12 protein-coding genes are annotated in these 15216 nt (G+C 58.7%); 2 read left to right on the top strand and 10 right to left on the bottom strand.

Annotation, left to right across the window (positions count from 1 at the left end; translation table 11 throughout):
• The first annotated feature begins 46 nt into the window (after positions 1-46).
• Positions 47-2494 (top strand): acyl-CoA dehydrogenase FadE, encoded by a 2448-nt coding sequence (gene fadE / locus E0E17_RS11120; protein ID WP_130834131.1) that lies wholly within the window; start codon positions 47-49, stop codon positions 2492-2494.
• A 39-nt stretch (positions 2495-2533) separates the two neighbouring features.
• On the opposite strand, the gene E0E17_RS11115 is transcribed toward fadE, so the two are convergent.
• The 8 genes from E0E17_RS11115 to mtnK form a co-directional block, all read right to left on the bottom strand.
• A complete protein-coding gene (locus E0E17_RS11115; RefSeq protein ID WP_130834130.1) occupies positions 2534-4267 on the bottom strand; it encodes an ABC transporter ATP-binding protein in 1734 nt (577 codons plus the stop codon).
• An 8-nt stretch (positions 4268-4275) separates the two neighbouring features.
• Entirely contained in the window at positions 4276-5223 is a 948-nt protein-coding gene (locus E0E17_RS11110; protein WP_130834129.1) for an acetamidase/formamidase family protein, read from the bottom strand.
• Between the two features lie 62 nt (positions 5224-5285).
• Entirely contained in the window at positions 5286-6893 is a 1608-nt protein-coding gene (locus tag E0E17_RS11105; protein WP_130834128.1) for an ABC transporter substrate-binding protein, read from the bottom strand.
• A 13-nt stretch (positions 6894-6906) separates the two neighbouring features.
• Positions 6907-7827: an ABC transporter permease gene (locus E0E17_RS11100; protein WP_130834127.1), complete on the bottom strand. Its 921-nt coding sequence runs from the start codon at positions 7825-7827 to the stop codon at positions 6907-6909.
• Positions 7827-8675: an ABC transporter permease gene (locus E0E17_RS11095; protein WP_130834126.1), complete on the bottom strand. Its 849-nt coding sequence runs from the start codon at positions 8673-8675 to the stop codon at positions 7827-7829. The genes E0E17_RS11100 and E0E17_RS11095 overlap by 1 nt, the downstream gene beginning before the upstream one ends.
• A complete protein-coding gene (locus tag E0E17_RS11090; protein WP_130834125.1) occupies positions 8672-9268 on the bottom strand; it encodes an ANTAR domain-containing response regulator in 597 nt (198 codons plus the stop codon). The genes E0E17_RS11095 and E0E17_RS11090 overlap by 4 nt, the downstream gene beginning before the upstream one ends.
• Positions 9265-10401: a transporter substrate-binding protein gene (locus E0E17_RS11085; protein ID WP_130835523.1), complete on the bottom strand. Its 1137-nt coding sequence runs from the start codon at positions 10399-10401 to the stop codon at positions 9265-9267. Before E0E17_RS11085 ends, E0E17_RS11090 begins: the two co-directional genes overlap by 4 nt.
• Positions 10402-10643: 242 nt before the next feature.
• Positions 10644-11843 carry an S-methyl-5-thioribose kinase gene (gene mtnK / locus E0E17_RS11080; RefSeq protein WP_130834124.1) on the bottom strand — a complete coding sequence of 400 codons (1200 nt, stop codon included), beginning with the start codon at positions 11841-11843 and terminating at the stop codon, positions 10644-10646.
• A 106-nt stretch (positions 11844-11949) separates the two neighbouring features.
• Between mtnK and mtnA the strand changes: the two genes are divergently transcribed.
• Positions 11950-12966 (top strand): S-methyl-5-thioribose-1-phosphate isomerase, encoded by a 1017-nt coding sequence (gene mtnA, locus E0E17_RS11075; protein ID WP_130834123.1) that lies wholly within the window; start codon positions 11950-11952, stop codon positions 12964-12966.
• 770 nt (positions 12967-13736) lie between these two features.
• On the opposite strand, the gene E0E17_RS11070 is transcribed toward mtnA, so the two are convergent.
• Positions 13737-14279 carry a 1,2-dihydroxy-3-keto-5-methylthiopentene dioxygenase gene (locus E0E17_RS11070; protein WP_130834122.1) on the bottom strand — a complete coding sequence of 181 codons (543 nt, stop codon included), beginning with the start codon at positions 14277-14279 and terminating at the stop codon, positions 13737-13739.
• Positions 14272-14964, bottom strand: coding sequence for an acireductone synthase (gene mtnC / locus E0E17_RS11065; protein ID WP_130834121.1), 693 nt, complete (start codon positions 14962-14964; stop codon positions 14272-14274). Before mtnC ends, E0E17_RS11070 begins: the two co-directional genes overlap by 8 nt.
• Between the last annotated feature and the right edge of the window lie 252 nt (positions 14965-15216).

Raw genomic sequence — 15216 nt, 5'->3', positions numbered from 1 at the left:
CTCTGATAACAGGTCAGACCTCTTACAACTTACGGAGCAGTTCACTATGATGGTTCTCAGTATCATTGCGACGATTGCCCTGATCGGCGCGCTTTTCTATCACCGTGTTACTCTCAGCAAAAGCAGCATTATTCTGCTGCTCTGGACCGCTGCGCTCTCGCTGGCCAATCTCTGGACGCCCTGGCTGCTGCTGCCGCTGGTGATTATCCTGCTGCCCTTTAACCTGCCGTCCATGCGTCGCAGCATGTTTTCCCGACCCACGCTGCATACCTTTCAGAAAGTGATGCCGCCGATGTCACGTACGGAAAAAGAGGCGATTGAAGCTGGCACCACCTGGTGGGAAGGCGATCTGTTTCGCGGTAAGCCGGACTGGGAAAAATTGCATAACTATCCACAGCCGCGACTGACGCCGGAAGAGCAGGCCTTTCTCGACGGACCGGTTGAAGAAGCCTGCCGCATGGCGAACGATTTTCAGATCACCCATGAACTGGCCGATCTGCCGCCGGAACTCTGGGCGCATCTGAAAGCGCATCGTTTCTTCGCTATGATCATCAAAAAAGAGTATGGCGGGCTGGAATTTTCCGCTTATGCTCAGGCCTGCGTATTGCAAAAACTGGCGGGGGTTTCCGGCATTCTGGCGATTACCGTCGGCGTACCCAACTCCCTCGGCCCGGGCGAACTGCTGCAGCATTACGGCACCGATGAACAGAAAAATCACTATCTGCCGCGTCTGGCACGTGGCGAAGAGATCCCCTGCTTTGCGCTGACCAGTCCCGAAGCGGGATCCGATGCGGGCGCGATCCCGGATACCGGAGTCATCTGCATGGGCGAATGGCAGGGCGAGCAGGTGCCCGGCATGCGTCTGACCTGGAACAAACGCTACATTACGCTGGCACCGATCGCCACCGTGCTGGGTCTGGCGTTTAAACTCTCCGACCCCGATCATCTGCTGGGCGACGTTGAGGAACTGGGCATTACCTGTGCGCTGATCCCCACCAGCACGCCCGGCGTCGAAATCGGCAAGCGCCACTTCCCACTTAACGTGCCTTTTCAGAACGGGCCGACGCGCGGTAAAGATATTTTTGTGCCGCTCGATTTCATTATCGGCGGGCCGAAAATGGCGGGTCAGGGCTGGCGTATGCTGGTGGAATGCCTCTCGGTGGGCCGCGGTATTACCCTGCCCTCCAACTCAACCGGTACGCTGAAATCGCTGGCGCTGGCGATTGGCGCTTATGCCCATATTCGCCGCCAGTTCAAAGTCTCTATTGGTAAAATGGAAGGGATTGAGGAGCCGCTGGCACGTATTGCCGGTAACGCTTATGTGATGGATGCGGCCGCCACTCTGATCACCAGCGGTATTATGCAGGGTGAGAAACCGGCGGTACTGTCGGCGATCGTCAAATATCACTGCACCCATCGCGGTCAGCGCGCCATTATCGACGCCATGGATATTGCTGGCGGCAAAGGCATTATGCTGGGCAACAACAACTTCCTCGCCCGCGCCTATCAGGGTGCGCCTATCGCCATTACGGTTGAAGGCGCCAATATCCTGACCCGCAGCATGATTATCTTTGGTCAGGGCGCGATTCGCTGCCATCCTTATCTGCTGACAGAAATGGCGGCGGCGCAAAACAACGATCTCGAGGCGTTTGATCGTGCCCTGTTCAGCCATATCGGCCATGTGGGCAGTAACATGGTGCGTAGCTTCTGGCTCGGCCTGACGGGCGGACGCACCAGCACCTCCCCCACCCGTGACGCCACCCGTCGCTACTATCAGCAGCTTAACCGGATCAGCGCTAACCTCGCGCTGCTGGCGGATGTCTCTATGGCGGTGCTGGGCGGCAGCCTGAAGCGGCGTGAGCGTATCTCGGCTCGTCTGGGCGATGTGCTGAGCCAGCTCTATCTCGCTTCGGCGGCGCTGAAGCGCTACGAGGATGAAGGACGTAACGAGGCGGATCTGCCGCTGCTGCACTGGGGTGTACAGGATGCTCTGCATCAGGCGGAAGTGGCGATGGACGAGCTGCTGCGCAACTTCCCGCATCGTCTGGCGGCAGGGCTGCTGCGCGCCACGATTTTTGCCGGCGGCAAACACTGCGCTGCGCCTGCTGATCGTCTCGACCATCAGCTGGCGAAGCTGCTGCAGCTGCCCTCGGCAACGCGCAGCCGTCTGGGACGCGGTCAGTATCTGACCCCCAGCGAGCATAACCCGGCAGGTCAGCTGGAGCAGGCGTTACAGGATGTGATGGCCGCCGAAACTATCCACCTGCGCCTGTGCAAACAGCTGAAGAAAACCCTGCCGTTTACGCGTCTGGATGCGCTGGCGGAACAGGCGTTGCAGGAGGGCTGGATCAATAAAGAGGAAGCGGCGATTCTGTCACGCGCTGAAACCAGCCGTCTGCGGGCCATTAACGTGGATGAGTTTGCGCCGGAAGCGCTGGCAGTGCCCGTGCCCGCAGAAGCGCCTCGTGCGCCGCGCAACAGCGAAGCCGCCTGAACCACCCCCCCGCTCTGATGCGGGGGGGTTCTTTTCCTGTCAGCACGCGGCCAGATGGCCGTCACCAAAATCGGTAAACTGCTGCGGCCCGCTCTGCCAGCCAATGGGTTTAATCGGATCGGGCCGTTCCGGCAGCGCAATAACGTTGCGCGGTTCCCGCTTACGCTCCACATCCGGCATCGGTACGGCGCTGAGCAGATGGCGGGTATAGGGATGGCGCGGATGGTGCAGCACCCGATCACGCGGCCCAATCTCGACAATCTGCCCGCCATACATCACAGCCACCCGATGACAAATGCGCTCTACTACCGCCATATCATGGGAAATAAACAGGTAGCTGAGCTGATACTGCTCACGCAGCTGTTCCAGCAGCTCCAGTACCTGCGCCTGCACCGAAACATCCAGCGCCGACACCGACTCATCGGCGATAATCACTTTCGGGTTGAGCGCCAGCGCACGGGCAATACAGATACGCTGCCGCTGGCCGCCGGAAAACTGATGTGGATAACGGCGCATGGCATCGGCAGGCAAGCCGACCTGTTGCAACAGCTGCGCGACCCGCGCTTCGCGTCCGGCAACCGGCATCTGATCATGGATCAGCAGCGGCTCGCCCACCAGCTCGAAAATGGTTTTGCGCGGATTCAGCGCCGCCCAGGGATCCTGAAACACCATCTGCAGATCGCGGCGTACCGCCCGCAGTGCCTCGCCCTGCAGGCCGCACAGCTCCTGGCCGTCCAGGCGCGCGCTGCCGCTAAAGGGCACCATATTCATCAGCGCTTTTGCCGTGGTGGACTTGCCGCAGCCGCTTTCGCCGACAATCCCCAGGGTTTCGCCAGGGAAAAGATCGAAGCTGACGCGGTTGACGGCGTGCACTTCACGCCGTGCGCGCAGGCCGTCGCCCCGTACCGGAAAACGCACCGTTAAATCGCGCACGCTGAGCAGGGGCTGCGTTGCGGGCACCGGCTCCAGCGCAGGTGCCTGGCCGAGCACCGGCACCGCCTGCAGCAGCTGACGGGTATAAGGCGCCTGAGGGGCGGTAAACAGCGTCCGCACCGGCGCCTGCTCCATGATTTTGCCCTTATTCATCACCACTACGTCATCCGCCATTTCCGCCACGACCCCCATATCATGAGTAATCAGCATCAGGCTGGTGGAGAACTCCTGTTGCAGCTCACGCATTAAATCGAGGATCTGCGCCTGAATGGTGACATCCAGCGCGGTGGTCGGCTCATCAGCGATCAGCACGCGCGGCTGGCAGAGCATCGCCATGGCGATCATCACCCGCTGGCGCATCCCCCCGGAGAGTTCATGGGGATACTGTTCCAGTCGCTTCTCCACCTGGCTGATTTTTACCGCATCCAGCATCGCTTTGACCCGACTGCGACGCTCGCGTCGTCCCAGCGCTTCATGCCGTTGCAGCGTCTCCTCCAGCTGTTGCCCTACCCGCATTAACGGATTCAGCGAGGTCATCGGCTCCTGGAAGATCATCGCTACCGACTTTCCGCGTAGCTGCTGCAGCTGCCGTTCCGGCAGACTGAGCAGATCCTGGTTATCAAACAGAATAGCGCCGCCCGGAATACGCGCTTCCGGGGGCAGCAGTCCCATGATCGCCAGCGAGCTCAGCGACTTGCCGCTGCCTGACTCGCCAGCAATACACAAGGTTTTGCCCGGCCAGAGGGCAAAGCTGACATCATCCACCACCCGATGTGCGCCAAATTCTATCGACAGGCGCTCAACCGAGAGCAGGGGTGCAGGAGGCGTGACGGCTGACATAGTGCTCCTCAGTTAAAAACGCTGTTGGGGAAATAGAAAGAAACCACCCAGTTGGGCTGATCAACGATTTCACTGATACGCAGGTCGCCGCACACCGAGCAGAGCATATAGGCCTCTTCCGCAGACATCCCCTGCTCACGGCACAGGGCATCGATGGTGTAGCTGACGGCATCGCGCGCGGCGGTCATCAGATCCGGGCCGATACCGGTAAAGGCATTGTAACCGTGTTTATCGAGGTGACTGGTCACCGGGCCTGGCGTGGCGAAGCGCGGGGTTTTCAGCGGCATGTTTTTCACCACTTCCAGCTTCACTACCACGTCCATCGCGCTTTCAATCGCCGTACCGCACACTTCACCGTCGCCCTGCGCGGCGTGGGTGTCGCCAACAGAAAACAGTGCGCCCTCTACTTCGACCGGCAGCCAGAGCGTACAGCCGGTGGAAAGATCACGAATATCCAGGTTGCCGCCGACCCGACGCGGCGGGACGACTGAATGGTGACCGGCAGCGGCCGGCGCCACGCCAATGGTACCGGCGAAAGGCTTCAGCGGCACGCGACCATAGCGGCCAAAGGCGCTGGGGGCCATGCTGTCACGATCGTAGTTCCACAGCGTCAGCGCCGGGTCAGGAAACTGATCCGCCAGCAGACCAAAGCCGGGAATATTGGCCGTCCAGCCAAAGCCGCTGGGACGGAATGACTCCAGCGTCACTTTCAGCGCATCGCCCGGCTGCGCTCCTTCCACATAGATCGGGCCGCTGACCGGGTTCAGCTTATCGAAAGGCAGCGTGGTGATATCTGCCGCGCTGGAATCGGCGGAGAACCAGCCATTAGCGGCGTCCAGACAGTGGAATTCCAGCTGACTGCCGGAAGCTACATGCGCAACCGGCGTCAGGCTGTTATCCCAGCCAAAATGGTGTTGCGCGTGATGAATTGTTTTAACCAGACAGTTTTGGCACATCTCTTTTGCTCCTTACGCAGAGGCAGAGCCCCGTCACAAAAGTACGGGACGCTGACAGCCGATTATTTCAGCCCGATATAGTCGTAGTTGACCGGAACATGTACCGGATCGACATAGAGTGCATCCGCGCCGCCCATGCGTGCCGAGCGCACGGTATAACGTTTTTCGTTGAAGATCGGCACCCAGGGCGCATCATCCATCGCAGTGGTGAAGATCTTGCGCCAGGCGTCGATGCGCGCGCTCTGCTGCTCCGGATTTACCATAGCGTCCGCTGCCGCAGCCTGGGCATCCAGCGCCTTGTTACAGTAACGCGCCCAGTTCCAGCCGCCTTCTACTGCGCCCGCACAGCCAAGGATCGGACCGTAGAAGTTAGAGGGATCCGGGAAGTCAGCAATCCAGGCCATACCGCCGGACCAGACCATCGGAGCCTGGCTGGCGGAGCCGCCTGCAGCAATCACGCTCGCCTGCGCCAGCGACTTAATATTCACCTGAATACCCACTTTAGCCAGATCCTGCTGGATAGACTGGGCGATACGCGGCTGCGGATCGGTATTCATGACGTAAAGTTCAGTGGTAAAGCCATTCGGGTGGCCCGCTTCGCTGAGCAATGCCTTCGCTTTTTCCTGATCGTAAGCGAAGCCGTGATAATCTTTGTCGTAGCCCGGCATGGCTGGCGGCAGCGGCTGGTTGGCGGACTTAGCACGGCCGTTGATGATGCGCACAATGCGATCTTTATTGATCGCCATATTGACGGCCTGACGCACTTTCAGGTTATCAAACGGCGGCAGCGTGGTTTTTAACGTGATATAGCCGGTCTGCAGCTGTTCACCGGTAACCAGCAGTTCTTTATAGGCGGCGTTGTTTTTGAACGCCAGGAACTGCGCAGGCGGCACACCATCACCGGCAATATCCACTTCGCCTTTTTGCAGACGCATCAGGGCTACTGAGGGATCCTGACCAATTTCAAATGTAATACGATCCAGCACCGGTACGCCCGCTTTGTAATAGTTCGGGTTTTTGCGTAACACCAGCGCCTGGCCCAGCTTCCACTCTTCCAGCGCAAAGGCGCCACTACCTACCGGATGCTTACCGAAGTCAGCGCCCCATTTCTTCACCTCTTCCTGGGGAACCACGGAGGCGAAGTTAAGCGCCAGCACATGCAGGAAAGTCGCGTTAGGTTCGCTCAGGGTAATGGTCAGCTGATGATCATCGACCACTTTGATGCCGCTCAGCGTCGTGGTTTTGCCGTTCGCAACGTCATCATAACCAGCAATCATGCTGAAGAAGCCAGCGCCCGGGCTTTGCGTTTGCGGGTTAGCCGTACGCTCCAGAGAATATTTCACATCCGCGGCGGTCACTTCACGTCCGTTGTGAAACTTAACGCCTTTACGCAGCACAAAGGTGTAAACGCGGCCATCGGCAGAAATGGTATAGCTTTCCGCCAGGTCGTTCTCCAGTTCGGTGGTGCCGGGACGGTAATCCATCAGGCCATCGAACAGGCTTTTGATCATCGACCAGTTTTGCCAGTCGTAGCCAATGGCTGGATCCAGTGTTGCCACATCATTCTGATAAGTTACTACAATGTCACCGCCCGGTTTGAGCGCCTCTGCCTGTACTCCGAAAGAGAAACAGGCCGCGGTCACCGCCAGCGTCAGTAAAGCTTTTTTCATTATTTTTCCCCTGCTACTTTTTGACATCAATACGCGGATCGACCCACGGCAGTACTAAATCCGCAATAAGGTTGCCGCCAACAATGGCAACCGCTGATACCGTGGTTACCCCGACAATCACCGGGATATCCACCTGTTGAATCGCCTGCCACGCCAGCTGGCCAATGCCCGGCCAGCCGAACACTGACTCCACCACCACCAGGCCGCCCATAAAGATGCCGATATCAATGCCGATCATCGGGATCAGCGGCAGTACGGCATTCGGCAGTACATGACGCAGCAGCACGCGCGTCCGGCCCAGCCCTTTGGCGCGTGCGGTACGGATAAAATCCTGATGCAACACTTCAATCATCGATGAGCGCAACATACGTGAATACCAGCCGCTACCGAGCACGCCCAGCGTCAGGGCGGGCAGCGCCAGATGGCTGAACCCGCCGTAGCCCCCCATGGGAAACCAGTTGAGCACCACAGCAAACAGATAGAGAAACAGCATCGCGGCGATAAACTGTGGCGCCGAGACGCCAATAAAGGAGAGCGCCATCAATATCCGGTCCGCCAGACCGCCCCGCTTGAGCGCCGCCAGGGTGCCCAGCGCAATCCCCAGCACCAGCTCACACAGAATCCCGGCCGCCATTAGCTGCAGTGAGGGCCCGATGCGGGCCGCCATCAGCTCACTGACTTCGCTGCGCTGAATAAACGAGCGACCCAGATCGCCATGCAGCAAGCCTGTCAGATAGCGGTAATATTGCTGATAAAATGGCAGATCCAGCCCCAGCTGATGGCGAATATTCTCGACCACTTCCGGCGTGGCGCTGCGTCCGGCAATCTGGCGCGCCGGATCGGCCGGCAACATAAACAGCAACAGATAACAGATCAGCGTGACCCCGAGCAGGATCAGAGCGGCATGCAGTAAACGCCTTCCCAGAAACAGCATTACATTCTCCTTTTTAAGCTGGGATCGAGGGCGTCGCGCAGGGCATCACCAACGATGTTAAAAGCGAGCGACAGCAGAACGATGGCTGCGCCAGGAAAGAACACCAGCCAGGGTGCGGAGGTAAACCAGGTCTGGCTTTCGAAAATGATGTTGCCCCAGCTCGGCGTGGGTGGCTGTACGCCAACCCCGAGGAAGGAGAGCGTGGCTTCCAGCAGCACCGTGGTGGAGATCCCCAGCGTGGCCCAGACCAGCACGGTGGGCACCAGATGCGGGATCAGATGCACGCCCAGAATACGTAAGGTGCCGGCACCCAGCGTCCGCTCGACGGCAATAAAGTCGCGGGCGCTGAGCGCACTGGTTTCGGCATAAATGACGCGGGCAATCTGTACCCAATTCACCATGGCGATCACCATCGCCACGATCCAGACGCTGGGCTGGAAAATCGCCGCCAGGGTAATCGCCAGCAGCAAAGCCGGAAAGGCCATCATCAGGTCGGTAAAGCGCATCAGCAGACTGCCCACGCGCCCCTGCAGGTAACCGGCACTCAGGCCAATCAGCACGCCGGTAACAACCGCGATGCCGTTGGCCAGTACGCCTATCAGCAATGAGGTGCGTGCGCCATAAATCAGACGCGACAGCAGATCGCGTCCCAGCAGGTCAGTGCCCAGCCAGTAGGTAGCATCGGGCGGGAGTGGAGCCCCCTCCATGCTCAGCCCTTCGGCAAACTGTTCGTTGGGATCGAAAGGGGTAACCCAGGGGGCGAACAGCGCCGCCAGCACTACCAGCACGATAAACAGCAGGGAGAGCGTCAGTGCCGGACGCCGCAGTAAAGGAAGAAGTTGTTTCATGATGAACGCTCCTGCACCGGAAAGTCGTTCTGTTGCAGCCACTGCTGCGCGACCTGCGCCACAGACTGATTACTGCGCATCGATGCGGTGCGCAGGCGGGCCCAGGCCTGCTGTTCATCAATCTTTTCCGCCAGCATCAAGGCTGCCAGCGCCTGGGTAATTTGCGGTGTCGCCTGCAGACGCTGGCGCAGCAGCTGCAGTTGCTGCTGGCTCTCCTGCAGCTGCCGCCGCAGCCCCACCGCCATCATCAGAGTGGTATAGATAGCGCGCTGCGTAATAGGTTTGGGAAGAATGGCCGTGGCTCCCAGCGTCAGCGCACGTTGAACCTGTGACAGCCCTTCGTGCGAGGTCAGCGCAATAACCGGAATCCCGGCCAGGTTAACCTGCTGCAGAATCAGCGGGCTGGCAAAGGTTTCCAGCTCAACCAGTACTGCGCAGGGAGCCAGTGCCGGCGCTGGCTCATCCGCCGCCAGGTGATGCCAGCGGATCCCCATGCGCGTCAGGTTCTTTTCCAGCGCCTCCCGGCTGCGCGCCTCGCAATCCACCAGCAGCAGCGGCTGAGCGTCAAAATCTGGTGACAGTAGCGTTTTCATTTCACAATCCTCAGGACAGGTCTGGCAGGGCTCATGGCAACCGGCAGACCCTGACGCAGGTCGGTTGCAGAGAGATAGGGATCGGGCATCACCGGCTGTGGCTCGCTGTGCAGCAGCTGAAAACGCTCCTGCTGCAGCTCGGCGATATAACAGGGCAGCATGGCGTGATTATTTTTCGCCAGGACTGCGTGCGCGCCCGGTGATGTCTCGTCATACTGGTGATGCAGCGCGGCCAGCAGCGCATCAGGCTGGCTGTCACCCGCCAGGCGCAGACTGTCGGCAAACAGCTTCACCGCACGCCAGGCGCCGACGTAATAATGGGAAATACGTTGCGCGCCGTGTTGCTGGCGCTGGCGCGCGCAAAAGACGGGATCCACGCTTTCAAAGAAGGGGCCACAGGAGAGCAGACGCACCGCGTGCAACGGCGCCACCTCTTCCACTTCTGCTTCAGTAAAGTTGCAGCTCAGCACGGCCAGTCTCTGACCACGACGCAAACAGGCCGCGTCCAGCGCGCGCAAAAAGGCGTAAGAAGAGTCACCCACCAGGTTGTTCAGCACGAAGTCAACGCCAGCATCAAGAATGTTTTCCACCAGCTCCGTGACTTCGCCGTGGCGCAGATGCAGGTATTTTTCTCCCACCACGCTGCCGCCAGCGGCTTCCACCACTTCACGGGCAATGCGATTACTCTCCCAGCCCCAGACATAATTGGAGCCGATAAGCCAGGCACGCTGCCCCATGGTTTCCAGCGCCAGGCGTAATAACGGGATCAGGGTCTGATTAGGGCAGCCGCCCAGATAGATGACCTGTTCGCTGCTCTCAAAACCTTCATAGGGGCAGCCGTACCACAGCAACAGGTTATGCTGTTCCAGATCGGGAATAATCTCTTTGCGGCTGGCCGAAGTGATGGTGCCAAAAATATGGTGAATGCCCGCAGCGATAAAGTGACTGACTGCCTCGCTGTAGGCTGCGAGATTGCCCGCCGGATTGATATGCCGGGCCTGAAGCTGGAACGGATAACGGGGATCGGCATTGATCTCTGCCAGCGCATGGCGTGCGCCCGCCAGTGCGCTTTTCGCCATATGGCTGTAGGTCCCCTCCGTTGACAGCAAAATGCCAATATCAATAGTTTGCACGCACGTTTCTCTCTGCATAAAAAAAGCCTGATTGTCCCCTTGCAGGGCAATCAGGCTTCGTTACCTGTCGACATCAGATATGTTCAAGACTTACAGGGTGATCCCGGCTTGTGGGTAAATCTTATGAAAGATTCATGCCAACCCTGCACTCCCCTGAAATCAATCAGCTCATTCCTAATAACATCGAATAAGCGCACCACATTGATGCATTACTCACCAATATGGTGCACAAAAACTGGGCATCACCCGTTCTGGCGGATACGCGCAATCAGCGCATCGATGTTCTCAATATGCGGCGCGGCAATGATTAAGCGTTTGCCAAGGGTAATCGCGCTGCGAATGCATTCTGTGCGCATCGCTTCATCCCGGATATTTTTCATATCGGCCACGTGCGACATGCCCACCGTGCGCCGAATCAACTCGGTGCCGCAGTAGCCGAGGCTGTCGGCCCATACTTTTTGCAGGAAGGCGTTGACATAGCCGGGCCAGGCGAGCGCCACATCGCGGGTTTCCGCAGCGGCCAGCGCCGTAAAGCGTTCGGCAAAGCGCGTCCAGACTTCACGTACATCGTTCAGACGCAGCTCGCGGCCCTCTGCCGCTTCACGCGGCGATAACAGGCCCGGCAGCGCGCAGTAGTTAATCAGCAGGTTACCCAGTGCGGTTCCCACATCGAAACCGATGGGACCAAAATAGCCAAATTCGGCATCAATCACTTTCAGGCTGCCATCGGCAACAAAAATCGAACCGCTGTGAATATCGCCATGCAGCAACGCTTCAGCATGGGCAAAGAAATGGTGCTTCAAACCCGCCACGGCAATTTTCAGTTCGTTATCGTCCCGCAACTCAGCCGCCAGGGTTTCCAGCGCAACCGGATAGCTGTTGCGCTCATGGTTCATATAGGGATCGTTGAAGAACAGGTCTTCGGTGATCTCGCACAGCTCCGGATTGATAAAACGCGCCACTTCCGCTTTTTTCTGGTGCGGATGCAGACAGAAATCGGACGTATGAAACAGGGTCTGCGCCAGATATTCGCCCAGCTGACGTGCCGCTTCCGGATAATAAGCGCCTCTCACCAGCTCGCCGCGCCAGATACGGTAGCTGGAGAGATCCTCCATCACCATCACCGCCAGCGCCGGGTCGTAATGCGTCACTTTTACCGTATGTTCAGGACAATATTTATAGTGTTCAACCAGCGTTTCCGCCTCAATGCGCGCGCGATCCAGCGTCAGCGGCCAGGATTCGCCCACACAGCGCACGTACGGCAGGGCCTGTTTTACAATGACGCGGCTTTTCCCCTGGCGATCAAAAATTTTAAACACCAGGTTGAGGTTGCCATCACCAATCTCCTCGGCGCTGACCAGCGCAGACGGATCGTCCACGCTGCCAAAACGTTTTGCATATTCCACAGCATCGGCAGCGGTGAACGTACGGTATTGTGACATTGCCTGTTCCTCGTGAATCTTCAGTAATAAGCCGTTCAGACGTCTATACTTCCGTTACGCATGTTGGCACAATACTCCCCATTAACGCAACATGGATTTCACCCACATGCAGACACTTCGTACCACCAGCTTACAGGTTCGTGATAACCAGCTCTGGATCCTTGATCAGCAGGCACTGCCGCAGCAGCAGAACTGGCTGCCCGCCGCAGATGTCGACGCGCTGGTCAGCCATATTCATGCTTTACGTGTGCGCGGCGCACCGCTGATTGGTCTTTCCGCCAGCCTGCTGCTGGCACTGCTGGCGGAACATGGCATGCCGCAGCCGGAACTGGCGCAGGCGCTGGAGACATTGCGCGCCGCACGGCCCACGGCGGTGAACCTGATGAACAATCTCGATCGGATGAAGCTGGCGCTGGGGCAACGCGATTTTGTCAGCGCGCTGAGCCGGGAGGCGCTGCGTCTGGTGGCAGAGGATAAGCAGCTGTGTGACAACATCGCCCGGGCGGGCAGCGCGCTGGTGACGCCCGGCAGTCGGATTCTGACCCACTGCAACACCGGCGGCCTGGCAACCGCTGGCGTCGGCACGGCGCTCGGCGTCATCGCCCATGCGCATCAGCAGGGTAAGGTGAGTCATGTCTGGGTGGATGAGACGCGTCCGCTGTTACAGGGCGGTCGTCTTACTGCCTGGGAGCTGGGTGAACTGGGTATCCCTTATCAGCTGATTACCGATTCGATGGCGGCCAGCCTGATGGCGCGTAAGCAGGTGGATGCGGTCTGGGTTGGTGCCGATCGCATCGCCGCCAACGGCGACGTTGCCAATAAGATTGGCACATACAGCCTGGCGGTGCTGGCGCACTATCACAATATTCCATTCTATGTAGCGGCCCCACACACCACGCTGGATATGCAATGCCCGAACGGCGATGCAATCCCGATCGAACAGCGCGCCGCCAGCGAAGTCACCGGCGTGGCCGGCAGCTTCGGCAGCGTACAGTGGGCACCGGAAGATGCCCGGGTTTATAACCCGGCATTCGACGTGACGCCCGCCGCGCTCATCAGCGCCTGGGTGCTGGATACCGGCGTGGTGACGCCAGAGAATTTCCCTGCTGAAGCAGGGGCTTGAGCGTTAGCCCGAATAGTCTCTTCTCCCTCCGGGAAAGGGTCAGGGTGAGGCGGAAGGCCGCCACTCCGTAAAGTTCCGCCCGCCAGGTGCGCGGCAGTTTCATCGGCTGCGCCACATGCGGCCGGGTTAAGGGGCCTTTTCGCGGGCCCCTTAATAATCCCCGCGACCGACTGCCGTGGCGCAGCGCCCCGGAAGCCGAAGCCGGGGAGCCGTCTGTAAGTCCTCGTTATTTTCTTTGCGCATGGGATGGCCTGGAGGTTGTTAAACGGCTGAGCCAGTACGGTTTTCCCCCTCACCCCGGCCCTCTCCCAAAGGGAGAGGGGGAAAACAGTGCAGGCCCGGAAAAAAGGAGAGGAGGAAAACGGTGCAGGCCCGGAAGAAAGGAAGAGGAGAAAAGCCGCACCGGACAGTCCCCTCTCCCTCCGGGAGAGGGTCAGGGTGAGGGGAAAAAGCGCAACATTGCCCAACGCTCGCAACCCCGGCAGTAACAGGACTGCCTCCCTTCAATCTTTCAGCTATGACTCAGCCGCAAGAACGGCTGCTGGCCGTGCAGCGGCGATGAAGGTGGCCGCAAGCCCGGGGGCAAGGGGGCGTGGCGACTGGCGCCCCTTGTCGGTCGCCCGCAACAGGCGGGCTGAAACTGCCGGTTCGCTCTGGCGAACGAAATCTTCTCCGTGGCCAGCCCGCAGCACCAGCGAACGAAACCTTCTTTGTGGTCAGTTCGCCGCACGGGCGAACAAAAACCTTCTCAGCGGCCTGACCGCAATTCCTTACGCTAATCGCGGATAGGCGTCCGCAATCTTATCCCCGGTAAATTTCGCCACCCAGCCTTCCGGATTATCAAAAATACGGATAGCAGTAAAATTCGGTGAGGATCCCATATCAAACCAGTGCGGCGTACCGGCAGGGACAGAAATCAGATCATTTTTCTCACACAGAATCTGATACACCTGACCATCCAGGTGCAGGCAGAACAGCCCGGCACCTTCGACAAAAAAACGCACCTCATCTTCGCCATGGGTATGCTCAGAGAGAAACTTTTCACGCAGCTCCGTTTTCTGTGGATGATCGGCACGCATGCTAATCACATCCCAGCTCTGGTAGCCATTCTCTGCCACCAGGCGATCGATCGCGTGCTGATAAGCCTGAATCACCGTTTCCGCATCAGGATTTTCACCCAAATCGCGATCGGCTTCCCAGCGTTCAAAACGGACATTTTTGGCGTTTAACCGCTTGCGAATCGCGTCTGCGTCCGTACTGTGCCATATCGGCTGCGTCGCTTCTGTGTCGGTAAAAATGGTTAATTCACTCATCCTGGATAGTCTCCGGCTTAATCTCGGCAAAATGGGGCACCTGGCGATGACGGCTCTCTGGGTCCGCGTCGCCACGTATCAACTGCAGGGTATGCCAGCCCGCTTCGGCGGCTGCGTCCAGCTCCTGGTGAATATCGGAGAGGAACAACAGTTCATCGGCAGGCAGGCCAATCTGGTTAGCAATATTAAGATAGGAGGAGACTTCCCGCTTCGCGCCAACGTGGGTATCAAAGTAACCACTGAACAGCCCGGTGATATCTCCGGCGTCGCTGTAGCCAAACAGCAGCTTCTGCGCGGCCACTGATCCTGAGGAATACACATACAGCCGGATCCCCTGTTGCTGCCACTGCTGCAGTGCCGGCAACACATCCGGATAGAGATGGCCGGTAAAGCTGCCGTTCAGATAGCCTTCACGCCAGATCATCCCCTGTAACGCCTTCAGGCCGGTGGACTTGCGATCCTCATCCATATAGCCGTAAAGAAGGGTGGTCAGTGTGGTCAGATCGGCGTCAGGCGCGCCCGCCTCGGCCCGGACGTCATCCAGCGCTGCCCTGACCGCCGCATCGTTCTGCTGCGCCTGAAGAAAACGCGCCAGATGCTGACGGGCAAACGGGAACAATATGTTATGTACAAAGCGAATATCGCTGGTCGTGCCTTCAATATCAGTAACAATAGCGCGGATCATTAAGCCTCCAGCAGGCGACGTTGTCATTCACATTAAAAAGAAATTCCAGGCTTTCCGGATGACGGCGCGCTTCGCTGAGCAGGCGCTGGTCTGTATCCGGCCACACTACCCTGTTTCCGTGACCCGTTCGTGAAGCGGAAGAAAACCGGTGCAGATAGTTACTCAGGTTTAGGATTTAGCCGTCTAAGCGTCTCGATTGCCAAATACTAGCATCCTGTTTATAGTGGCAGCAACAGAGGGTTACACCGCAAC

The sequence above is a fragment of the [Erwinia] mediterraneensis genome (genome assembly GCF_900604315.1).
Classification (GTDB): domain Bacteria; phylum Pseudomonadota; class Gammaproteobacteria; order Enterobacterales; family Enterobacteriaceae; genus Pantoea; species Pantoea mediterraneensis_A.
Note: the sequence above shows the minus strand (reverse complement) of the source record. Positions and strands in the feature narration are given on the sequence as shown.